Here is a 21,952-nt window from a genome sequence, read left to right as displayed (position 1 = left end):
GGGTTCACCCCTGTCGCCCCGATCGGCGTTCCGGCTCCGGACCCCCTATGAAGCGGCGGTCTCCCGGCCCTTGCGGCCGGCCATCCAGACGTAGACCAGGATCCCGGCGAAGAGGAACAGGACGCCCTGGTAGACGGCCGCGTAGCCGGCACCGGCCAGCAGCCACAGGGAGAAGGCGAAGGCGCCGAGGCCGAGCACGGCGTCCCGGGTGAGGCGTCCCGCGGCGACCTTGGCCCCCTCACCACGGACCAGCCAGTAGAGCTGCGCGGCGGTCGAGAGGAGGTACGGGACGGTGGCGGTGAAGGTGGTCACCAGCACCAGGATGTTGAACGCGCCCTTGGAGCCGGCGGTGAAGTTGACGACGGTCAGCAGCGAGGCGAGCGAGACGCTGATCAGGACGCCGAAGACCGGGACCCCGCGGCGCTTGGTGGCGAAGGCGGCCGGGAAGAGGCCGTCCTGCGCGGCGGCGTACGGGGCCTGGGCGGCCAGCAGGGTCCAGCCGTTGAGCGCGCCGGTCATCGACACCAGTGCGGCGACGGCGATCACCGTGCCGCCCCACGACCCGCCGAACATCGCGTCGACGGCGTCGGAGAAGGGCGCGGTGGAGTGGACGAGCCGGTCGTGGGCGACCGTGCCGAAGACGGCGAGCGTGCCGAGCAGGTAGACCACCGCTGCACCGGCCGTGCCGAGGACGCTGGCCCGGCCGACGTTGCGCTCCGGGTCGCGGACCTCGCCCGCGCTCATCGCGGCGGACTCCACACCCAGGTAGCTGAAGAGCAGGATCGCCGCGGCGGCCGTCATCCCGCCGATCCACCCGTGGCCGGAGGCGTCGAAGGGGCCGAGCTTGCCCGGGTCGAAGAAGCCGAGGCCGCCGATCGCGACGAGCGCGAGCGGGATGAACTTCAGGACGGTGGAGACCAGTTGCACCACGCCCACGTAACGGGTGCCCGCCAGGTTCGCCAGCGCGGGCAGCCACTGGACGGTCAGCGCGGCGCCGATGGTGAGCCAGGTGGAGTGCTGGATCGGCAGCAGGACGTCGAGGTAGCCGACGGCGGCCACCGCGAGCGCGGCGTTGCTGACCCAGGTGGTGATCCAGTACGACCAGGCCGACAGGAACCCGGCGAAGTCCCCGAAGGCCTCCCGGGCGTAGACGTAGGGCCCGCCGGTGCGCGGGTTGCGCCTGGCGAGCTGCCCGAAGACCAGCGCGAGCGCGATGGCCCCCACGGTCAGCACGGCGAACGAGAGCAGGCTGACCGTCCCGTACGGTGCGACGGCGGCGGGGATCATGAAGATGCCGCCGCCGATGATGTTGCCCATGACCAGAGCGGTGGCGGTCGGCAGGCCGAAGCGTCCGGGCTTTCGGTCGGCCGGGTGGCCGGCCCCGGACGCATGGGGTGTGTCCGCCTCGGTGGAGTGCGGCGTGCTGGGTTCGGCTGCCTGCCGGGGTACGGCCGGGCTGGTCTGCATGAGGGTGATGCGCCTTTCCTGGTCCTGCGCGCGCTCTGTGGAGCGTTCGACAATGCTCGCGTAGGCGATACCTCGTACCAAATCGGTTGGATTTGTTCAGCGGGCCCGATATGACACCGCAAAACTTGCGGTCCACGGCCCGTGGACCGGTAATCCGTCCGGTCCGGCGGGTACGGCCGGATCGAGGGGTTCGTGCAGGTCACCGGGGGTCGCGGCGCGACACGTTCCCCCCCGGGCGGCGAAGCAGCGGCCCCCGCGGTGGGGCGGATTCGGAACGGACCGCCTCCCCGGACTCGGCGGTGACGACGGCGTGCGCCGGTTGATCGGGAAGCCGCCGAGGGTTTGTGGGCCCAGCGGTGTCGAGAACACCGATCTCCAACGGGAACTTTCGAACATCTCAGTACCGCTTATGGCCCAACTCATATTTTTGCCTGAGTTTCGCGGTGCGGATGCCTTGATGCTCCGCACCGGAACCAACCGGTCTAATCGAACATGCTCACGTCGGCGCGACGGTGTGGCAACAATCTCCCTGGCGAACGCACCGAGAGCGGATCTCCCTTTCGCAGTAGGTGCTCTGACGTTCCATCAGTTCTTCGGACCCAGGACAAGGACCAGGATCAGCCATGACCACCGAGACCGTGCAGCAGAACCAGCAGAGCCTCAGTACCTCCGCCGCGAGGAACCTGGCCACCACCACCAAGACCGCGCCGCAGATGCTCGGGATCACCCCCCGCTACCTGCTGCGCGCCCTGCCCTGGGTGGACCTGGAGGCGGGTGTCTACCGGGTCAACCGCCGCCGGGGCTTCATCCTGGGCGACGGCCTGATCAGCACCTACACCGACGGCGGCGGTGCCGCCCGGGTGATCGCCGAGGACCTGCGCGAGATCGCCTTCCTCCGCCCGCTGGAGAGCCCGCTGCTGAGCGCCCTGGCAGGAGGCTTCGTGCAGCGCGAGGTCGAGCCGGGCGAGCTCATCGCCGGCCCCGACGGCCCCGTCGAGCAGCTGCACATCCTCGCGTTCGGCCGCGCCGAGAAGCGCGCCACCGGCCAGTACGGCGAGGACGCGCTGCTCGCCGTCCTCGGCGACGGCGACTTCTTCGACACCGCCGCCTGGGTGCGCGGCGAGGCGATGCCCTACCAGGTCCGCGCCGTCACCGCGTGTACGGTGCTCTCGCTCGACCGCCGGATGCTCACCGAACTCGCCGACCGCGAACCCGCGTTGCGCACCCAGCTGGACGCGTACGCCGCCAACGGCCAGGGCCCGGCGGACCGGGAGCACCCGATCAACCTGACCTCCGGCCACAGTGGCGAGCCCGAGCTGCCGCAGACCTTCGTGGACTACGAGGAGAGCCCCCGCGAGTACGAGCTGAGCATCGCGCAGACCGTGCTGAAGGTGCACACCCGGGTCTCCGACATCTACAACTCCTCGATCGACCAGGTCCAGGCGCAGCTGCGGCTGACCACCGAGGCGCTGCGCGAGCGCCAGGAGTGGGAGATGCTCAACCACCCCGAGTACGGGCTGCTCAACAACGTCGTCCCCGGCCAGCGGGTGCACACCCGCAGGGGTGCGCCGACACCGGACGACATGGACGAGCTGCTCGCCCGGGTCTGGAAGCAGCCCGCGTTCTTCCTCGCCCACCCGAGGGCGATCGCCGCGTTCGGGCGCGAGTGCACCCGGCGCGGGGTGCCGCCGCAGATCGTCGAGCTCTTCGGCAGCCCGTTCCTCACCTGGCGCGGCGTGCCGCTGCTGCCCTCGGACAAGCTGGACCTCAAGGGCTCGGCCAACTCGGCCCCGGGGACCACCAACATCCTGCTGATGCGGGTCGGCGAGGCCGAGCAGGGCGTGGTGGGCCTGCGTCCCTCGAAGGTGCCGGACGAGGTGGAGCCGGGCCTGTCGGTGCGTCCGATGGGCGTCGACCGCCAGGCCATCACCTCGTACCTGGTGACCAGTTACTTCTCGACCGCGGCGCTGGTCGACGACGCCATCGCGGTGCTTCAGAACGTCGAGGTGTCGAACTACTATGACTACTCCTGACGGATTCGGGCGCAGCACCGGCACGGGCCGGCTCGCCGCCGTTCCGCCCGGGCTGCCGGGTGAACTCCCCATGACGAGCGGGCCGGTGACGCCGGGCGCGGCTCCGCCGCAGGCAGCCGTCCCCGTGCAGGGTGCCGCCCCGCTGCAGGGTTCGCTGCCGACGGCAACCGCCGTTCCGGCGGCGGGTACCGTGCCGCAGACGGGTGCCGTGCCGCCGGCCGGCCTGCCCGGGGGCGTCCCGCAGGCGGGGACGCTCCCGACGCCGGAGACCTGCCCGCTGCCCGCGGCTCTCGCTCACGCGGCGGGTGGCCCCCGCTACTGGCTGCCGCAACAGCCGGTCGGGACACCGACGGTGACGCCGCCCTCGGCCCCGCCCGCCGCGCCGCCGAGCGGCTTCGACGTCGAGGCCGTCCGGCGGGACTTCCCGCAGCTGCACCGGGAGGTGAACGGCCGGCCGCTGGTCTGGCTGGACAACGGGGCCACCACGCTCAAGCCCCGCCAGGTCTCCGAGGCCGTCGCCGAGCACTACTCGATGGGCACCTCCAACGTCCACCGCGGTGCGCACAGCCTGGCCAAGCAGGCCACCCAGGTGTACGAGGAGGGCCGGCAGGCGGCGGCCGACCTGCTCGGCACCGAGGACTCCGGCGAGATCGTCTTCGTCCGGGGGACCACCGAGGCCGTCAACCTGGTGGCACAGAGCTGGGGACGCGCCAATCTCGGCGTGGGCGACGAGATCCTGGTCTCGGCGGCCGAGCACCACTCCAACCTGGTGCCCTGGCAGCTGATCGCCGCCGAGCGGCGGGCCAGGATCCGGCCGATCCCGCTGCTCCCCGACGGGCAGTTGGACCAGGACGCGTACCGGGACCTGCTCGGCTCCCGGACCAGGCTGGTCGCGCTGACCCACGCCTCCAACGTGCTGGGGACCGTCCCGCCGGTGGCCGAGATGACCGCACTCGCCCACCGGTACGGCGCCAAGGTGCTGGTCGACGGCGCGCAGGCGGTGAGCCACTTCCCGGTGGACGTCACCGCGCTGGACGCCGACTTCTACGCCTTCTCGGGGCACAAGATCTTCGCCCCGACCGGGATCGGCGTGCTCTTCGGCAAGCGCGAGCTGCTGGAGGCGATGCCCCCGTGGCAGGGCGGCGGCAACATGATCGACTCGGTGAGTTTCGAGGAGACCACGTACGCCCCCGTCCCGCACCGGCTGGAGGCGGGGACCGGCCACATCGCCGGCGTCGCCGGCTTGCGGGCGGCCCTGCGGTACCTCGCCGGGCTGGACCGGGAGGCCGCCGCGGCGCACGAGGAGCAGCTCACCGGGTACGCGATGGCCGCGCTGGCGACGGTCCCCGGGCTGCGGCTGATCGGCAACGCGCCGGGGAAGATCGGGGTGCTGACCTTCCTGCTCGCCGGAACGGACCCGATCGCGCTGGCCGGGGCGCTCGACCAGCAGGGCATCGCGGTCCGTGCCGGGCACCACTGCGCGCAGCCGGCGCTGGCCGCCTTCGGCCTGCAGAGTGCGGTCCGGGCCTCGCTGGCCCTGTACAACACCGTGCAGGACGTCGACACCCTGGTGGCCGCGCTCCAGGGCCTGCAGGAGCGGGCGGGCTGAGGGCGCGCCGGGCGGGCGCCGGCTGCGGCGCCCGCCCACCCGCTCCACCGGTCACCCCGTGGGTGTCGGCTGCAGACGGCTCGCCAGTGCCGAGGAGAACGAGGAGAGGCGCGAGGCGAGTCGGGCGGTGCTCAGCGCCGCCGGATCGCCGCCGCAGCCGGTGCCGGACGACGGTGCCGGACGACGGGGCCGGGGGCCGGGCGCCGACTGCCCGGGTGTCAGCGGCGCAGGGCCTGCCCGCCGAACCCGTTGCCGCCGCCCGCCTCCTGCCACCACTGCTCGATCGCCCGCTGGTCCATGGCCGCCCACTCGGGGGTCTGCTGGACCTGGGCGCGCCCCAGGCTCCGGCCGAGCTCGACCGTGGCCCGCCCGACCGGTGTCCGGTCGGCGTCGTAGGCCTGCAGGGCCTCCTCCCAGCTGTCGGCCGACCGCAGGGCGCGCTCCAGGCCGGCGGCGTCCTGCAGGGCCTTGATGGCACCGCTGCCGGTGTTCGGACGGGCGATCGAGGCGGCGTCGCCGAGCAGGGCGAGCCGCCCGCGCGCGAAGTGCGGCACGGCCATGTCGTACATCGGCTGCACGAAGGTCGACTCGGCGGGGGTGAGGTGGATGACCTCCTGCCAGTAGGGCGGGAAGTGCGCCGCGACCAGCTCGTGCTGGTGGCGCGTCAGTTCGGCGCTGCCGGACCTGGGATGGGTGGTCGCCGGGTCGCCGAACCGGAGTCCTTCGGCGGCCGGCGGGCTGGTGTAGAAGACCCAGTTGACGTCGGTCCCGCGGCCGCCGGGTCCGGGAATGCGGTAGACGATCATGTGGCCGCCGGGGAAGGCGACCGTCGTCGCGTCCTGCTCGGGGAACGCCTCGCGCGGGGCGGGCAGCCGGTCGGCGGGCAGTGTGCCGCGCCAGGCCAGGAAGCCGCCGTACCGGGCGGCAGTGTCCGGGTACATCGCGGCCCGCACGGTCGACCGGTAGCCGTCCGCCCCGACGACCAGGTCGAAGCGCTCCTCGCTGCCGTCCGCCAGCTGTACCAGCGCGCCGTCCGGCTCGGGCGAGACCCGGGTGATCGCCGCCCCCGTGCGGTAGTCGACGACCCCGGGGATCCGGTTGCGCAGCTCCTGCCAGAGCGAACCCCAGTTGTACGAGCGGAACGGGAACGGCAGCGCGCCGATCTCCCGTCCGGCCCGAGCCGTCCCCTCGCGCACCACCCAGGGCCGCCGGGCCAGTTGGACCCAGGGCATCCCGGCGTCGAGGTAGCCGGCCGCCTCCAGTTCGGCGTACCGGTCGTTGTGCAGTGCGAGGCCGACGCCCCGGTCCTGGAGCCGGCCGGCGGCCCGCTCGAACACCACGACCTCGTCCGCGCCGGTCCGCGCCGCGGCGAGCGCTGCGGCGCACCCCGCGATGCTCCCGCCCACGACCGCCACCCGTCCCTTGCACACAGTCGGCCCCTCTCCTCGCTGTCCGTCCACCGGATAACGAGTATGGCGGCGGGCGAGTGGATCAGTCCCCGATACGGTGCAGTTTCCAGAACCCGGTCAGGTCGGTGCCGGCCGCGGCCCGGGCGGCGGCCTTGAAGTCCGCCGTGGTCGAGACGCCGTACCAGTGGGTGCGCGCGTAGTCGCGGAGCAGCGCGGCCATCGCGCCGTCGCCGATCAGGCGGCGGAGGTCGTGCAGGGCGCACTTGCCGTAGTCGTAGACGACGGTCTCGTACCGGGAGGGGTGGGCGTCCCAGTACCGCATCGAGTCGGTGAGCCGCTCGTCCGGGGAGGCCCAGGAGACGGCGTCCCAGCAGTTCTCCCCGGTGCGGCCGAGCGCGAGGTCGGTCGCGTACTCGCTGAACGACTCGTCCAGCCAGGGGGCGTGGTACTGGTCGTCGCCGACGATGCCGTACCACCACTGGTGCGCGAGCTCGTGGACCAGCGCCGTGATGCTGACGCGGTCGAGGACGAACCCCGGGTACTCCATCCCGCTGAACCAGAAGTGGCCGTCCAGCACGGCGTCCAGCTCCGCGTACGGGTAGGCGCCGAACCGCCGGGCGTGCGCGTCGAGTGCCGAGGTCGCCAGGGCCAGCATCGACCCGGCGTCCGAGGGGGTGACGTCGGCCGTCGAGTAGACGTTGACCCGCACTCCGGCGGGGGAGGTGGCGGCGACCCTGCGGAACGGGCCCGCCGCCCAGGCGAAGTCGCGGACCATGCTCGCCGCCGCCCTGGTGACGGTGCGTCCGGGAGCGCCGAAGGTGTCGACGGAGCTGCCGGTGGCGGGCACCAGCAGCTCGGAAGGGTGGTCCAGGGTGACGGCGAAGTCGGCGGCCAGGGCGTAGAAGGACTCGCCGTGGTCCGTGTACGGGTCGAGGTGCGGGCCCGCGGAGTCCTCGACCGCCAGCACCGGAAGGGCGTTGCCGAGGAAGGTGTACGGCCCGTCGCGGCCGAACCGGTCGGTGCGGCGGGGGGCGTCGATGCTCAGGTCGAAGCCGATCGAGCCGCTCTCCTCCGGGCCGAGCGGGGCGGGCAGGGTGACCCTGAGCGCGGTGCAGTCCACCGACAGCGGTCCTGCGGTGCCGCCGGTGAGGGCGGTCACCGTGACCGGCGGCGCCGGGCACCCGCCGTGGGCGTTGTCCCACAGCCGCAGGTACACCTCGCGCAGCGGAACGGCCGAGGCGTTGGTGAAGCTCACGCTCTCGTGGCCCCGCCAACTGCCCCCCGAGGCATCGCTGGTCAGCTCGACGACGTAGGCCGGGGCAGCGGGAGTGCGCACCCGGTCGGCGGCCGGTACGGGGGAGGCGGGGGAGGCGGTGCCGACCGCCGTCAGGACGACGGCCAGGGTGGCGAGCAGCGCCAGGGCGTTTCTCATCGGATCCTCTCGGGCCGGTCTGCACCCGTGGCTGGACGGCGGTCACCGGAGGCCGGGCCGCCCGGGGGGACGGTCCGGCCCGTGCCGGCGCGGGTCACTCCCCGCGGGCCGCCGCCCGGTGCCGGGTCACCGCCCGGCGCACCGCCCGGTCGACGGCGGCCAGCGACCCGGCGATGTCCGTGTACACGACGTACTCCACGGTCGCCACGGTGTGCAGGCCCTGGACGAGGAAGGTGTACTCCCGGCCCCGCTCCAGCAGCAGCACGATCGGCTTGTCGAAGGCACTGGCCCAGCCCACCTCGATGTGGGTGCCGGGGGAGGCCGGGAAGCCCGGCAGCGCGACGAAGACGTCGGCCTTGCGGATCTCCTCCTGGTCGAGCCCGGTGCACTGCTCCGGCCGCATCAGCTCCGCTCCCCACGCCTCCCGGCGGTGGGCGTTGTGGACCGAGATCCCCTGCGTCTCGAAGTGCTTGATCAGGATGTCGAACGGGGCGCGGGCCTCGTCCGGCATCTCCCCGGTGGCCGGATCCAGGAGCTGGATGAAGGGGCCGGCCAGGAACAGCGAACGGACGTCCAGGACGTCCAGGTCGTCGGGGTGGTCAGTGGTCAGTGCGGTGGTCATACCGGTACCTCCGGAGCAAGGCCGCTGCGCGGCGTCGGGTGAGGGCCGACCGGCGGGGCGGTCGTGGACTGGCGGGGCAGTACCGCCCCGTGCGTCACTGCGTGCGGGTGTCACACCTTGCGGAAGCACTGGATGTACGCGTCGCCGCTGGTGCCGTACGTGTACTCGGTGGTGTCGTACGCCACGTAGGGGTGGCGCTCGACCCGGATGCTGCGGAAGTGCGGCAGGTACTGCCAGCGCAGCTCCGGCTTGGTGCTGAAGAACGGGATGAACACCCCGCCCGGACGCAGCACCCGGACCACCTCCGGCATGGTCCTGGCCCACAGGTCGGCATTGGTCCAGACCTCCATGTCGAGGGCCGGATCGAAGAACATGCCGTCGAGGCTGGCCGACGGCAGGGCGAAGACGCGCTGGAAGAAGTCGCCGCGCTCGATGGTGAGGTTGTCGGGCAGCTGCGGGTGCCGGGCCCGGAACAGGTCCTCGACCTCCCCGAAGAGTTCGAGCACCGTGTGGCTGCGGGTGGCGGGGTTGCCGGCGATGCGCAGCGCGGACAGGCCGAGACCGAGCCCGACCTCGTAGAAGTCCTGGCCGTACTCGCACAGCATGTCGGCGCTGGCCCACATCAGGTCACGCTCCCAGGCCTGCATGGCCTGTTCACCGCCGATGCTCAAGGTCACCTCGCCGTCGCGTTCGATCAGCTCGATCGCGGGCTTGGCCTGCGTTTCCATGACAACCGTCCTTCGTTCCGTCAGTTGGGGGTTCCGGTGGGGGGCTGGCGCGCGATCAGACGCGGCGCGGTACGACGCCGAAGTGCCGCCTGGCCGTCGAGACGGCCAGGTCCTGTACCGCGAACACCGTGAAGTAGTAGGCCTGCGGTGCCGTGGTGGGGGCGAACCGCACGCGGAAGGCGACGTCCTCGGGCTGCCGGCCCGCGGCCCTGACCCTGGTGGTGGCCGGTTCCACCGTGGTGTCCTCGCGCAGGTAGGTGGGGACGAACAGGCCCAGTCGCACGGGCCCGGGGCGTGCGGCGGTGAGCGAGGCGCGCACCTCCAGCACCCCGCCCTGCTCGACCTCGTCCGCGGCGTGGGCCAGCAGCGCGGGCGCCTCGGGCAGGCGGAAGGTGACGTCGCCGCAGCGCATGCAGACCGCGCAGGTGGTGTCCAGGATGTGCGGGAGCAGCCCGCGCCGGGTGAACTCCTGGGCGGGACGGCCGCAGTGGCAGGTCACCTCGCACACCTGCGGATCGAGCGAACTGCGGTCCCCGAAGTGCGCCGGGTAGTTCATGATCTCGTTCTCGGGGTTCGCCGCGACCTGCTCGGTGATCACGTGGTCCAGCGACTGGAGGTCCGCGGTGAGGGACGACCGGATCTCCGCCGGCGACTGGTCGGCGAGGTGGGTGGGGCGGGACACCCACAGGTCCACCTTGCGGGCCAGCTTCGTCAGCCGGGGGCGCAGCGGATGGTTGTGCGGCAGCAGCTCCGAGGTGAGCAGGGCGGTGAGCCGGCGGCCCACGGTGAGGACCAGCGGGTCGGGGCGGTGCTCGGCCGGCTCGGGAGCGGCCGGCGCGTCCTGCGGTGCCTGCGGGAGCCCGAAACGCATGAACGCCGGGTAGGGGTGCGAGCCGGCCAGGCTGGCGTTGAGGGTGTCCACCGAGTCCGCGCCGGTGAGGGCGGCACGCATCCAGGCGACGTTCTCGGGCCGGTCGGAGTCGTGCACGGAGACGGCGGAGACGACGGTGCGGGCCGGTCCGTCCAGGGCGTTGAGCAGCAGCTGGTACTTCGGGTCGTACAGCGCGAGGTCCGCCAGCGGACCGCTGTTGCAGGCACTGAGCACCAGCTCCACCGCCGCCACCCGGTTGAGCGGGACCAGCTTGTCCTCGGGCTTGTAGCAGGGCAGCCCGTAGGCGCACCGGGGGCCGAGCAGGCCGGGCCTGGCCGCCACCTCGTGGTTCAGGCCGCAGATGGTGAACTCGCCGAGGTTGACGCTGTCGTCCTTGCCGTGGCCCTGGAAGGCCACCCGGCGCCAGCGGGTGCCCAGGATCTCGGCCTGGATGTCCGCGCGTTCGAAGTCGCGGTCGTCGAAGACCTCGATGCCGGGCAGGTGCGGCGGCCGGTCGGTGTCGGTGAACAGGCCCACCGCGTCGACCCCGGCGGCGGGCCGCGCGTACTGCTTGGCCACGTTCCAGGCGAGCGAGGCGCCGTCGCGACCGCTCAGCAGGGTGAGCCCGTGCTCCCGGGTGCGGTAGGTCGCCAGCAGCAGGGCCCGGACCGGATCGAGGTTGAGCCGGTCGTAGCCGCCGACGACCAGCAGCGTCCCACGGCGGTGGGCATGGAACGCGGCGGTGTCGGCCAGCTCCTCCTCGGCCACCCACGCACGGGCGAGCGGGCGCGCCAGCGCCGCGACGCCCTCGGGCAGCTGCTCCGCACCGAGGACGACACCGAGGTCGAGCGGGTGCGGCCGCTGCACGCCGGTGTACAGGCGGGAGGCCAGCTCCACGCTCTGCGCCAGGTCGGGGCGCCCCTCGACCGGTACGGGCACCGCCGTGGGCTCGTCGGTCGCCAGGAACTCCTTGACCGCGCCGGGGAGTTGCCCGTAGGTGACCGGTCGGAAGAGCGGGGAGTCCGGCCCCGGATGGGGCCGGTCGGGCCGCTGGCCGGTGACAGCATTCATGACGGATTACCTCGCTGGCAGGAAGGAAGGAACGGGGGACGGCAGCCGGGCCGGGCCCGCGGGACGCGAAGTGGCGGGCGGACCGGCGCGGGTCCGGGCGTCGGGAAGCGCCCGGGCGACCGGATGCCCACGCCACGCGGCCCCCGCACTGCTGCGGGGCGGGCCGGTCGCACCGCCGGAGCCGCACCGGGAGGCGGGGCGCCCGCGCGCGTCCCCGCGCTCCCGGGGGAGTCGCCTGGTCGGGTGGTCATGCCGCGCACTCCGCGGGGACCGCCGGGCCGCGGGCCAGCAGCCCCCGGCAGGCGAAGGCCAGGCCGGCCCCGGCCAGGGCGGCGGCGAAGGCGAGGCCGAAGACCCCGCGCGGACCGACCGGATCCATCAGCAGCCCGCCGACCTGCTGTCCCACCGCGTCCCCCAGCACGGTGGCCAGCGACGCCCAGGTGAACGCCTCCGCCAGCGAGCGGCTGTCCGCGACCGTGCTGACCAGCGTCATCTCGGCGGCGGACACCAGCGCGATCGGTGCGCCGCCGACCGCGAGGGCCACCGCCAGGGCCGGCCGGGAGGTGGCCGCCAGCGTCAGCCCGGTACCGAGGGCGTAGGCGAGCACCAGCCGGGGGAACCGCAGGTGCAGTGCGACCTGCGACCGGGAGCGCCCCAGCCACAGTGCGCCGAGCGCGCTGCCCACCCCCCAGCACGCGTACACCGCACCGGTGCCGCCCGACGACCCGTGGGCGGCGACGAAGGCCGGGATGGCGAGCGTCATCAGACCGATGGGCACGGCGCAGGTGGCCATGATGCCCGTGAGCGCCAGCATCGCCGGCTCCCGCAGCGGGCCCGGCGGACGGTCCGACCCGCCGCGCCCCTGGGCCGGACCGGCTCCCCGCTCTCCCGGGGGCGTCGGCTCGGTGCCCGCCGGAAGCCGGACCAGACCGAGACCGATGGCCCCCAAGCCGCCGACCGTCGCGACGACCGTCAGCGCCGCTCCGGCGGACCCGGCGAGCATCAGCGCGGCGAGCATCAACGGCGCGCCGATCACCAGCACCTCGGTGAGCAGCGCCTCCCACAGATAGGCGGTCTCCCGTTCGTCCTCCTCGAGCGGCAGCCGTGCCCAGAGCGAGCGCATGCAGGCGTTCGCGGGCGGCAGCGCCACCCCGGCGACCAGCGCCGCGACGGGTTGCGCCCAACCACCGGGCCGGGTGGTCCACGCCAGCAGGGCGAGCGCCGCCGGGTAGCCGACGCCGGTGACGGCCAGCACCGCGCGCCGCCCGCTGCGGTCGAGGCGCCGGGCGATCAGCGGGCTGCCGAGCGCCATGCCGACGGTGTACAGCGCGGCGGCCGTACCGGCCTGTGTGTAACTGCCGCCCTGCTCACGGACCACCAGCACCATGGCCAGCGACATCAGGTAGACGGGCAGTCTGGAGACGACGCTCCACCAGGCCACCTGGGCCACCCGGCTGCGGGTGAGCAGGTCGAGAAAACGCCGGGGCAGGCCGTTCGTCACCGGGCCGGTCCCCGTTCCGTGGCCGCTGCGGCGGCCGCTGCGGCGGCCGTGGCTGCTGCGCCGGTCGTCCGCGCGGCCGGGGCCGGGGCGGCGGTGCCGTCGGTCTCCCGGTCCGCGGACACCTCGATGGTGAAGGTGCCGAGCACCTCGCGCATCCGCTGCTCCACCTCGCCGATCGACGCTCCCACGACATGGGCGTACCCCGAAGCGTTGTGCGAGGCACGCCGGGCCGACACCGGGTCGCCGACGCCCACCCTGAGCACGGCCTCGACGACCCCGGGCAGCCCCAGCAACTCCGCTGCGGGGGTGATCCGGCGGACCGTCCCCGATCCGGGCAGCGGCAGCAACAGGTCTCCCGCGCAACGGCGTTCACGGTACCGGAGGTCGGGGCGGCGGCCGAGGTACACGTCCAGGGTGGCGCCGAAGACGTCGAAGCCGTAGGCGTGCCCGTGGTTGGCGGGGATCTCGCAGCCCGCCAGCCGGACGCCGATCTCGCCCGCGAACACCTCGCCGTCGACCAGGAAGAACTCCATGTGGGCGTAGCCGTGGTCGATCCCCATGCCGGTGACGATGCGCTGGAGCAGGGCGCGCAGGTCGACCGGCGGTGCCTCGTCGGTACCGACGCTGATGTTGGCGTTCATCGCGCCGTCGACGATGTCCAGCGGGCGGCAGGGCATCGCGCTCGGCCAGGCGTCCAGGACCTCACCGCCGTGGATCAGCGTGCACACCTCCCACTCGGTGCCGCCGAGGAACTCCTCCACCATCCAGTCCCGCGCGGCGAAGTCGATCCCGGCCAGTGCGTCCGGGCCGGTGAGCCGGTAGGTGTCCACGCAGGCGAAGGAGTCCACCGGCTTGAGCACCAGCGGCCAGCCGTGCCGCTCGGCGAACCACTCGACCTCCAGGGCGCGCCGCACCCGCGCGAACGCGGCGGTCCGCAGGCCGAGTTCGCGGAACCGGGTCTTCATCTCGGCCTTGTCCCGCACCCAGGCCACCTGGCGTTCCGTCAGATGGGGCAGTCCGGCCAGCGCGGCGAACTGCTGGGCGACCGCCTGGCGCGGCTCGGACGGATTGCAGAAGCGGGTCGGCCGTACGGGCAGCCCGGCGGCCCAGTCCAGGTAGCGGCGGGCCTCCTCGGCCGGCGGCACCCCTTCGCGCACCCAGAAGGCCGGCAGGTGCGCGGTCTCCCGCAGGTAGTCCTCCGTCAGGTCCCGGCGGAACTCGGCGAACCGCAGCAGCACCAGGTCGTCGGGGAGCGTTCGGGCGGCGTACCGGGTGAACGACGACGCGCGGTCGTCCACCATCAGCAGCACGGGACCGTGACTCACACCGCCTCCAGGACCCGCCGGACGGCCTTGACCGCGAGGACCTGGTCCTGCTCGGCAAGCTCCGGGGACAGCGGCACGCACAGGGTGCGGTCCAGCAGGTCGCGGGTGCGGGCGAAGCCGTCGCGACTGAGGACGAGGGGCCCCTCTGGGGCGTGGTTCCACGGGAAGCCGTCGGCGTAGAGCGAGCGCCGGCCCGTCAGCACCGGGTGTTCGGTCAGCAGGTACTTGCCGAGCGTCCAGTTGGCGATTCCCTCGGCGGTGAGGGCGGCCACGGCCGCGTCGCGCAGTTCGCGGCTCTCACAGCGGAACCGCAGGCTCACCTTCACGTCGCCCGCGGCCCGCGGCCGCACCTGGAGATCGGCGCGGTCGGGCAGCTCCGCCATGGCGATCGCGTACATCCGCTCCAGCCCGGCGAGCAGCTCGTCGAGGTGGCGGAACTGCTGGTACTGGACGGCCGCCACCTGCTCGCTGGTGACGAAGTTCTCCCCGAAGTGGGCGTCCGGGTTCCACGTCGGGTAGTGGCCCGGCACCCGGGCCGAACCGTGGTCGTGGTAGCAGCGCATGGTCGCCCAGGCGTCGTCGTCCTGGGTGACGACCAGCCCGCCCTCGCCCGAGGTGAGCACCTTGTTGTGGTGGAAGCTGAACGTCCCTGCGTAGCCCGCCGTCCCGACGTGCCGGCCGTCCGCGAACCGGGCGCCGAGCGACTGGGCGCAGTCCTCGACGACGTACGGCACGCCCTCGGGCAGGGACGCCACGGTGCCCTCCATGTGGGCCACGACCACCCGCCGGGCGTCCGGCGGCAGCAGGGTGGGGTCCAGCGAGAGCGACTCGTCGGCGTCGACCAGGACCGGGATCAGCCCGCAGGAGAGGACCGCCCCGGCCACCGCCACGAAGGTGACGGCCGGGACGTACACCAGGTCGCCGACGGACGGGCGGGTGGAGATCAGCGCCAGGCGCAGCGCCTCGGTGCAGTTGTGGACGGCCAACGCGTGCCGGGCGCCGAGCCGTTCGGCGGACCGGCGCTCCAGCCGGGAGGCCATGCTCTCGGTCTCCGTCTGGTAGCGGAACAGCACCTGGTGGTCGATCACCTCCCGCAGCTCCGCCATGTCGGACCAGTCGAGGTAGTTCGCGCCGTAGGGCAGGAAGCGCTGTCCGAGCCGTTTGTCGAGGGTCATCGGGTGTCAGACTCCGTGATCGGGTGCACCGCGCTGTCGACGGCCATCTGCTGGCCTCGGTAGTTGCGGAGCAGCAGGCCGTCGGGGGTGGTGGTGAAGTACGGCTGGGAGATGGGGATCTTGCCGATCTTCGTGGTCAGGACGTACTGCGGCACCCCGAACCCGGTGATGTGGCCCTGCAGGCCCTCCATGATCTCCCAGCCCTTCTCCACGGAGGTCATGAAGTGCGAGACACCGGTGACGTTGTCGCAGTGGTAGAGGTAGTACGGCCGCACCCGGATCCGCAGCAGTTCGGTCATCAGGGTGCGCATGGTGGCGACGTCGTCGTTGATCCCCCGGAGCAGCACGGTCTGGTTCCCGACCGGGATGCCGTGCCGCAGCAGCCGGTCCACCGCGTCGGCGGCCTGAGGGGTGATCTCCTTGGGGTGGTTGAAGTGGGTGTTCAGCCACACCGGGTGGTACCGGGAGAGCATCGCGCACAACTCGTCGGTGATCCGCTGCGGCAGCAGCACCGGGAAGCGGGTGCCGATCCGGATGATCTCCACGCTCGGGATCGCCCGCAGCCCGGCGACGATCTCCTCCAACTTGCCGTCCTGGTACGACAGCGGGTCGCCGCCGGTGAGCAGCACGTCCCGGATCTCCGGGTGCTCGGCGATGTAGCGCAGGTCCTCGTCGAACGACTCGCCCTCGTCGTCACGGAAGTAGGTGCCGTTCACATCCGTGGTGTGGAACTTCCGCGTGCAGTGCCGGCAGTAGACCGGGCACGCCTCGGTGATCAGCATGATCACCCGGTCCGGGTACTTGTGCACCACCCGGTTGGTCTTGCGGTACATGGTGTCACCGACCGGATCGACCTCCGCGCCGGGGAACTCGACCAGCTCCCCGGTCGCGGGCACGGCCTGCTGGCGGACCGGGCAGAGCGGGTCGTCGGGATCCATCAGGGACGCGTAGTAGGGGGTGACGCTCCAGCGGTACTTCCCCGCCACCCCGGCGATGGCCTTCTCCTCGTCGGGGCTGACATTGATCCACTGCCGGGCCTTCTCGATGCTGGTGATCCGCCGGCGCATGTGCCAGCGCCAGTCGTTCCACTGGGATTCCGGGACCCGGGGTCGGATGAACGCGGGGCCTGCGGTGGTCCCGGTTGCGCGGGGTGTGCCGGACATGGCGGCTCCAGGGTCGACAGGTCTTCGATGGGTCTTCGATGGGTCGAAGCGGGTTGCCGGGGCACGCGCGACCGCGGTCCCGAGGGGCGTGGTGCAGCCCCCGGGACGCGCGGCCACGGTGTGGACAGCTGTCAGGCGTGGACGGCCGGTCCCGGGCGGGTTCGGCACGGACACGTTCAGCGCGGACGGATAGACGGGTACGAGAGGGGCGATTACGACGGGGGCGATTACGACAGGGACGGGGTTCACAGCGGGGCGAGCGAGAGCTGGCGGAGGGTGCGGGCGACCCGCTGCGCACCGCGCAGGTCGTCCAGACCGGGGTCGAGTGCGTTCCACTGCCCGGCACCGCCCGCTTCGGGCGGCACCCACAGGGACGGGTCGCCGGGGTCGGTGGCCAGCGGCACCGGGACCACCTGCGCCACCCGCTCGGCCAGCTCGCGCTGGGCGGACCCGAGCGGCGGCAGGAAGACCAGCGGCGCGCGCCGGGCCTGGGCCAGCGCGAGCGCGCCCAGCGTCGGCGCGGCGACGAACACGTCGGCGGCGGCGTGCAGCGCGTCCACGTCCACCTCGGCGGCGCGGCTCACCCGCACCCCGTCGGCGAGGCCGTCGAGCGCGCAGCGGACCGCTGCCAGGCCGGTGTCGCAGACCACCTCGCAGCGCCCGGTGCGGGCGACCGCCGCACGGACCAGGGCCCGCAGCGGCCCGGCGGCGAACGCGTCCGCCTCCCGCTCCGGCACACCCCGTGCGGACAGCAGTAGCAGTGCCCCCGCGCGTACCCGGTTCCTGGTCAGCCGGACGGGCGCGAGCGCTCCGGTCGGCCGTGCACCCGCTGCCGGGGACCACGGGCCGGGCAGCCAGCCGGGCCGGTGCAACCGGCGCAGCGCCCGGTCGGCCGTGCCGGCGGCGGCGTCGGCCGTGGCCCCGGCCGGAAGGACACGGTGGCCCGACTGGAGGTGCACCACCGGGACGCCGAGCTCCAGCAGCCGGGCGGTGGCCGCGTCGTCGTCGCAGACCAGTGCGGCGTCCGGCGGTGGGCCGTCGAACGGTGCGCCGTCGGACGCCGGACCCACCGGGAAGAGGTCGCCGAGGTGGGCGGTGACGCGGCGCAGCGCCAGCGTCGAGTCCAGCTGCTCCTCGTCACAGGCCAGCAGGACCCGGCGGGCCGGTGCGGGCGCTGCGGCGCCTCCGGGGGTCAGTACTGCCACGGCGCCACCGACCCGAGCCGGGCGACGTCGTCGCTGTACCCGGCGGCCGTGGTGGAGCAGCCGCTGCACACCTCGGGACCGCGCCGGCGGAAGAAGTCGGCGTGCGTCCGGAAGACCGGCGTGTCGAGCCGGATCACGCCCTCCTCGCGGACGGGGGCGCCCCCGGGCCCTTCGTCGTCCTCCCGGTGCGGGATGCAGCTGCACGCGTACATCCGGCCGTGCTTGCCGTCGATGTAGATGACGTCGTCGGCGACGTGGCACAGCGGCCGGGAGGCGCGGGGGGTGATCGACTCGGAGAAGTAGCGCTCCTGCTCCGCAGGGGTGTCCCCGTAGAAGCGCTTGCCCATCGGGACCAGCAGCGCGCGTGGATCGGCGTCGTAGACCGGGTCGCACACCGCGCGCACCCGGTCGGGGGCGGGATAGCTGATGGCGCGGTCGAGTTTCAGCGCGGACAGCTCCCACTGCCGCACTCCGGCCTCGGTCAACACCTGCTGCAACAGCGGCATTTCGGCGTAGTTGTGCGGGCCGACCACCGTGTTGACCCTCGGCAGGACACCGAGCGCGGCGGCGGCGCGGAGCCCGCGCAGGCCGCTGTCGAACATGCCGGGGGAGCGCCGGTAGGTGTCGTGGGTCGCCGCCGAGGCGCCGTCCAGGCTGACGATCACCTGGGCCAGGCCCGCCTCGGCGAGCCGGTCGACCATCTTCGGCAGCAGCGAGCCATTGGTGATCAGGGACATTTTCATTCCCGCCGCGGTGCCCGAGCGCACGAGTTCCACGACATCCGGATGCATGAGCGGTTCACCGCCGGTGAATCTGATGTAGGCCACCCCGGCATCCCGGGCCTCCGGCAGCAATTCGGCGAAATCCTCCCGGGAGAAGCGGAATGTGTCGCGGGAGAGCGCGAATTCACACATGAAGCAGTCGGCGTTGCAGGCTTCCAGGATTCTGATGAACAGGTAGCGGTGACGCGTGTGCGCAGTGGAGGGCATTCCGGACCGTTCGTGGGGAGGGGCAGGACGAGCCGGGCGTCAGGCGGGTGGGGAGGCACCTCGCAGGGTGGTGAGCAGGATGTCGGCGACCTGGGCGGCGCCACCGGTGCCGACCGTCGAGGTGAGCGCACCCCAGTCGGTGCCCTCGGCGGCCGAGCGCCGCAGCGCGGTCAGCACGCCGTCGCGGAGGGCCGCGCCCGCCCGCCGGCCACCGGCCGCCGCGGCCGCTGCTGCGGCGACACCGCCGTAGATCAGCTCCAGGGCGTGGTCCTCGCCCTGCGACCGGAGCGCCAGGGCCTCCTCCTCCACCAGCACGTCCTTGGGCCAGACCACCCTGACGTCGACCCCGACCGACTGGCTGTGGAAGCGGCCGTTGAAGATCTGGCTGAGGTTCTGCGGCGGCAGGCAGACGGTGGGGACGCCGACGGCGCCCGCCTCCAGCAGCGTGGTCAGCCCGGGGGAGGTGAGCAGGACGTCGCAGTCGGCCAGCCGGTCGAGGAACTCGCCGTGCGTCAGGGCTCCGCTGGTCGTCCGCGACGGCGCGAGGGTGGCGTCGACCAGGCGCCCGGCGAGGTCGGCGGGGAGATTGCCCGCCAGGTGCACCTCGTGGACGCCGTACGCGGCGAGTGCTTCGAGCACGGCGGGGACGACGGCCCTCGGGTAGTTCGTCCAGTCGGCGAGCCGGGGGGCCCGCAGGCCGCCCAGGTTGACCAGGGCACTGCGGAACGGCCGGGCGGCGGTGCGGCCGACGGCGGGCGGGGGTGTGCCGATGACCGCGTCGACCCAGCGCAGTGCGCGGACCGACGCCAGCACCTCCAGGCATTCGGGGGGAAGCTCGATGCACTTCTGGGCGCAGTAGACGGCGGCGTCCAGCGGCAGCGCGGCACGGTCCCCCTCGGTCCACATGAAGGGCAGGCTGTCCACGAACACGGTGGGGACCCCGGAGGCCTCCAGTGCCGTGGCGGTCAGGCCGTCCAGGACGACCACCGCGGCCCGCACCCGCTCGGAGTGCGCGATCTCCCGGACGGCGCCGGGCGCGTCGTCGGCGGGGAGGTCGTACCAGCGGTCGACCGAGTGCGCGGAGAGCAGCGGACGGCCGAGACCGGTGGCCAGGCCGACGAATCTCAGCGGCACGGGGGAGCGCTCCTGCAGGGCCGACAGGATCGCGCTCAGCTTCCCTGAGCTGCCCCAGCCGAATTCTGCCCCGGCGACGGCGACGGTTTGCGCAGCTGAATCAGTGTGCATCGGGTCTGTCTCGGCTTCCTGGGCGGGCAGGCTTCGATCGGGCACAACCTTTGCGTATTCGGCTGATCGGCGCAAGGGGATTATTGGCCCCTTCCGGCTGGAGGGTGAATATTCCTAATGGAAATATTCGTATTCGATGTGATCGGTCATTGGTGTGAAGAGTCCCGGCGTGGCCGAAATGCTCCGAACCGGGCCGGCGGTGCGGTTAGGCTTCCGGGCCATGGGCCACCTCGAAGCCAGCGGTCTCGGCCACACCCTCGCCGACGGGCGTGAGCTGTTCAGCGACGTGTCGTTCCGCGTCCCGGCCGGGGAGACGGTCGCTCTCGTCGGCGACAACGGCGCGGGCAAGACCACCCTCCTGCGGATGCTCTCGGGTGAACTGCCGATCCAGCTCGGCTCGGTCCGCAGACAGGGGGCGGTCGCGGTGATGCCCCAGTTCATCGGCAGTCTCCGCGACGACCGGACGGTACGCGACCTGCTGCTGAGCGTCGCGCCTCCGGCGCAGCAGGCGGCCGCGGCCGCCGTCGACGCGCTGGAGCTCGAACTGATGGAGACCGACGACGAGGCCACCCAACTCCGTTACGCGGAGGCCCTGTCCAGCTGGGCCGAGGTCGGCGGCTACACCTGCGAGGTGCTCTGGGACACCGTTACGGTCGCGGCGCTCGGACTGCCCTTCCGGATCGCGCAGTACCGTGCGGTCTCCACGCTCTCCGGCGGCGAGCAGAAGCGCCTGGTCCTGGAGGCCCTGCTGCGCGGTCCGGCCGAACTGCTGCTGCTGGACGAGCCGGACAACTACCTCGACGTGCCGGGAAAGCGCTGGCTGGAGGAGCAGCTGGCACGGACCAGGCAGGGGGTGCTGCTGATCACGCACGACCGCGAGGTGCTGAGCCGGACGGCGACCCAGGTGATCACCCTGGAAGGGGGGTCGGCCTGGACGCACGGCGGCGGGTTCGGCACCTGGCACGAGGCGCGGGAGGCCCGCTGGAAGCGGGCGGCGGAGCTGCGACAGCGCTGGAGCGAGAAGCACGAGCAGCTCAGGGAGCTCGTCCGAACCCTGCGTCAGCAGTCCGCCATCAGCGACGAGATGGCCTCCCGCTACCACGCGGCGCAGACCCGGCTGGCGAAGTTCGAGGCGGTCGGTCCACCCGCGGCGCCACCGCGGTTGCAGCGCGTCGCACCGGCACTGCGCGGCGGCCGCACCGGCGTCCGGGCGATCTCCTGCCGGAACCTCGAACTCACCAACCTGATGCGCCCGTTCGACCTCGAGGTGTTCTTCGGCGACCGGGTGTGCGTGCTCGGCTCGAACGGCTCGGGCAAGAGCCACTTCCTCCGGCTGCTGGACGAGTCGGGCGCCGAGGGGGCGCCGACCGTGGAGCACTCGGGCGAGTGCCGGCTGGGGGCGCGGGTGCGGCCGGGGCTGTTCGCCCAGACCCACCGGCACCCGGAGTGGTTCGGCCGCACCCCGGCCGACATCCTCGGCCGGGGCGAGGGCGACCGGGAGGGGCTGGGGCTGGAGAGCGCGATGTCCGCCCTGAGCCGCTACGGACTCGCCGGGGCGGGCCGGCAGAACTTCGAGACGCTCTCCGGCGGTCAGCAGGCGCGCTTCCAGATCCTGCTGCTCGAACTGGCCGGATCGACCCTGCTCCTGCTGGACGAGCCGACCGACAACCTCGACCTGATCTCGGCCGAGGCCCTGGAACAGGCCCTGGACGCCTTCACCGGCACCGTGCTCGCGGTCACGCACGACCGCTGGTTCGCCAGGGTGTTCAGCCGGTTCCTGGTCTTCCGGGAGGATGGCCGGGTGGTGGAGGCCGACGAGCCGGTCTGGGACGAGGGCCGGGTCAGCTACGCCCGGGGCTGATCCGGGGCTGTGCGGGGGTTGTGCGGGGGTTGTGTCCGGGGTTGTGCTGGTGGGGTGGGGTGGGGTGGGGGTGTGTGGGTGTGGCGAAGGGGCCCGGTGCGTGTGCACGGGGCCCCTTTTCGCTGTGGTGCTGTGGGGGGTGTGGGTTGGCTTAGTACCAGTGGTGGGCGGCCCAGAACGACCAGGCGGCGTTGGGGCTGCCGTAGCGCTCGTTCATGTAGGTGTAGGCCCACTTGATCTGGGTGG

16 protein-coding genes and 1 pseudogene are annotated in these 21,952 nt (G+C 72.9%); 3 read left to right on the top strand and 14 right to left on the bottom strand.

What is annotated here, in order from left to right; all coding sequences use genetic code 11:
* Nucleotides 1-45 precede the first annotated feature (45 nt).
* Nucleotides 46-1,467 carry an amino acid permease gene (locus ACFC1R_RS35940; RefSeq protein ID WP_375945921.1) on the bottom strand — a complete coding sequence of 474 codons (1,422 nt, stop codon included), beginning with the start codon at nt 1,465-1,467 and terminating at the stop codon, nt 46-48.
* 623 nt (nt 1,468-2,090) lie between these two features.
* On the opposite strand from ACFC1R_RS35940, the gene ACFC1R_RS35935 reads away from it, so the two are divergent.
* Nucleotides 2,091-3,500 (top strand): family 2B encapsulin nanocompartment shell protein, encoded by a 1,410-nt coding sequence (locus ACFC1R_RS35935; RefSeq protein ID WP_375945920.1) that lies wholly within the window; start codon nt 2,091-2,093, stop codon nt 3,498-3,500.
* On the top strand, nt 3,487-5,109 hold the full coding sequence (locus tag ACFC1R_RS35930; protein WP_375945919.1) for a SufS family cysteine desulfurase: 1,623 nt from the start codon (nt 3,487-3,489) through the stop codon (nt 5,107-5,109). The genes ACFC1R_RS35935 and ACFC1R_RS35930 overlap by 14 nt, the downstream gene beginning before the upstream one ends.
* Before the next feature lie 218 nt (nt 5,110-5,327).
* Here ACFC1R_RS35930 and ACFC1R_RS35925 read toward each other — a convergent pair whose 3' ends face one another.
* The 12 genes from ACFC1R_RS35925 to ACFC1R_RS35870 form a co-directional block, all read right to left on the bottom strand.
* Nucleotides 5,328-6,539, bottom strand: coding sequence for an FAD-dependent monooxygenase (locus ACFC1R_RS35925; RefSeq protein WP_375945918.1), 1,212 nt, complete (start codon nt 6,537-6,539; stop codon nt 5,328-5,330).
* A gap of 61 nt (nt 6,540-6,600) precedes the next feature.
* Nucleotides 6,601-7,950, bottom strand: a complete 1,350-nt coding sequence (locus ACFC1R_RS35920; RefSeq protein ID WP_375945917.1) for a M1 family metallopeptidase — start codon at nt 7,948-7,950, stop codon at nt 6,601-6,603.
* 94 nt (nt 7,951-8,044) lie between these two features.
* Entirely contained in the window at nt 8,045-8,572 is a 528-nt protein-coding gene (locus tag ACFC1R_RS35915) for a nucleoside 2-deoxyribosyltransferase (RefSeq protein ID WP_375945916.1), read from the bottom strand.
* A 110-nt stretch (nt 8,573-8,682) separates the two neighbouring features.
* Nucleotides 8,683-9,300: a class I SAM-dependent methyltransferase gene (locus ACFC1R_RS35910; RefSeq protein WP_375945915.1), complete on the bottom strand. Its 618-nt coding sequence runs from the start codon at nt 9,298-9,300 to the stop codon at nt 8,683-8,685.
* A gap of 55 nt (nt 9,301-9,355) precedes the next feature.
* On the bottom strand, nt 9,356-11,242 hold the full coding sequence (locus ACFC1R_RS35905) for a hypothetical protein (protein WP_375945914.1): 1,887 nt from the start codon (nt 11,240-11,242) through the stop codon (nt 9,356-9,358).
* A 247-nt stretch (nt 11,243-11,489) separates the two neighbouring features.
* Nucleotides 11,490-12,743: an MFS transporter gene (locus ACFC1R_RS35900; RefSeq protein WP_375945913.1), complete on the bottom strand. Its 1,254-nt coding sequence runs from the start codon at nt 12,741-12,743 to the stop codon at nt 11,490-11,492.
* Nucleotides 12,740-14,068, bottom strand: coding sequence for an ATP-dependent carboxylate-amine ligase (locus tag ACFC1R_RS35895; protein ID WP_375945912.1), 1,329 nt, complete (start codon nt 14,066-14,068; stop codon nt 12,740-12,742). The genes ACFC1R_RS35900 and ACFC1R_RS35895 overlap by 4 nt, the downstream gene beginning before the upstream one ends.
* Nucleotides 14,065-15,243, bottom strand: a complete 1,179-nt coding sequence (locus ACFC1R_RS35890) for a DegT/DnrJ/EryC1/StrS family aminotransferase (RefSeq protein ID WP_375945911.1) — start codon at nt 15,241-15,243, stop codon at nt 14,065-14,067. Before ACFC1R_RS35890 ends, ACFC1R_RS35895 begins: the two co-directional genes overlap by 4 nt.
* Nucleotides 15,240-16,406, bottom strand: coding sequence for an arginine 2,3-aminomutase (gene blsG / locus ACFC1R_RS35885; RefSeq protein WP_375945910.1), 1,167 nt, complete (start codon nt 16,404-16,406; stop codon nt 15,240-15,242). Before blsG ends, ACFC1R_RS35890 begins: the two co-directional genes overlap by 4 nt.
* 245 nt (nt 16,407-16,651) lie before the next feature.
* Entirely contained in the window at nt 16,652-17,611 is a 960-nt protein-coding gene (gene blsF / locus ACFC1R_RS35880; protein ID WP_375945909.1) for a CGA synthase-related protein, read from the bottom strand.
* Nucleotides 17,599-18,600: a cytosylglucuronate decarboxylase gene (blsE, locus tag ACFC1R_RS35875; protein ID WP_375945908.1), complete on the bottom strand. Its 1,002-nt coding sequence runs from the start codon at nt 18,598-18,600 to the stop codon at nt 17,599-17,601. The genes blsF and blsE overlap by 13 nt, the downstream gene beginning before the upstream one ends.
* 39 nt (nt 18,601-18,639) lie before the next feature.
* The gene (locus ACFC1R_RS35870; protein ID WP_375945907.1) at nt 18,640-19,845 is read right to left on the bottom strand and encodes a hydroxymethylcytosylglucuronate/cytosylglucuronate synthase; all 1,206 of its coding nucleotides are present in this window, start codon (nt 19,843-19,845) and stop codon (nt 18,640-18,642) included.
* 220 nt (nt 19,846-20,065) lie between these two features.
* Between ACFC1R_RS35870 and ACFC1R_RS35865 the strand changes: the two genes are divergently transcribed.
* Nucleotides 20,066-21,706 (top strand): ABC-F family ATP-binding cassette domain-containing protein, encoded by a 1,641-nt coding sequence (locus ACFC1R_RS35865; RefSeq protein ID WP_375945906.1) that lies wholly within the window; start codon nt 20,066-20,068, stop codon nt 21,704-21,706.
* Nucleotides 21,707-21,857: 151 nt separating this feature from the next.
* On the opposite strand, the pseudogene ACFC1R_RS35860 reads toward ACFC1R_RS35865, so the two are convergent.
* A pseudogene (locus tag ACFC1R_RS35860) lies at nt 21,858-21,952 on the bottom strand (lytic transglycosylase domain-containing protein); the annotation flags it as partial.

The sequence above is a fragment of the Kitasatospora sp. NPDC056138 genome (assembly GCF_042264695.1).
Taxonomy (GTDB): Bacteria; Actinomycetota; Actinomycetes; order Streptomycetales; family Streptomycetaceae; genus Kitasatospora.
Note: the sequence above shows the minus strand (reverse complement) of the source record. Positions and strands in the feature narration are given on the sequence as shown.

Excerpts from the sequence above, each read along its gene's own strand:
- ACFC1R_RS35940 (WP_375945921.1), bottom strand. The coding sequence starts at position 1,467 with ATGCAGACCAGCCCGGCCGTACCCCGGCAGGCAGCCGAACCCAGCACG.
- ACFC1R_RS35935 (WP_375945920.1), top strand. The coding sequence starts at position 2,091 with ATGACCACCGAGACCGTGCAGCAGAACCAGCAGAGCCTCAGTACCTCC.
- ACFC1R_RS35930 (WP_375945919.1), top strand. The coding sequence starts at position 3,487 with ATGACTACTCCTGACGGATTCGGGCGCAGCACCGGCACGGGCCGGCTC.
- ACFC1R_RS35920 (WP_375945917.1), bottom strand. The coding sequence starts at position 7,950 with ATGAGAAACGCCCTGGCGCTGCTCGCCACCCTGGCCGTCGTCCTGACG.
- ACFC1R_RS35915 (WP_375945916.1), bottom strand. The coding sequence starts at position 8,572 with ATGACCACCGCACTGACCACTGACCACCCCGACGACCTGGACGTCCTG.
- ACFC1R_RS35910 (WP_375945915.1), bottom strand. The coding sequence starts at position 9,300 with ATGGAAACGCAGGCCAAGCCCGCGATCGAGCTGATCGAACGCGACGGC.
- ACFC1R_RS35905 (WP_375945914.1), bottom strand. The coding sequence starts at position 11,242 with ATGAATGCTGTCACCGGCCAGCGGCCCGACCGGCCCCATCCGGGGCCG.
- ACFC1R_RS35890 (WP_375945911.1), bottom strand. The coding sequence starts at position 15,243 with ATGACCCTCGACAAACGGCTCGGACAGCGCTTCCTGCCCTACGGCGCG.
- blsG (WP_375945910.1), bottom strand. The coding sequence starts at position 16,406 with ATGTCCGGCACACCCCGCGCAACCGGGACCACCGCAGGCCCCGCGTTC.
- blsE (WP_375945908.1), bottom strand. The coding sequence starts at position 18,600 with ATGCCCTCCACTGCGCACACGCGTCACCGCTACCTGTTCATCAGAATC.
- ACFC1R_RS35870 (WP_375945907.1), bottom strand. The coding sequence starts at position 19,845 with ATGCACACTGATTCAGCTGCGCAAACCGTCGCCGTCGCCGGGGCAGAA.
- ACFC1R_RS35865 (WP_375945906.1), top strand. The coding sequence starts at position 20,066 with ATGGGCCACCTCGAAGCCAGCGGTCTCGGCCACACCCTCGCCGACGGG.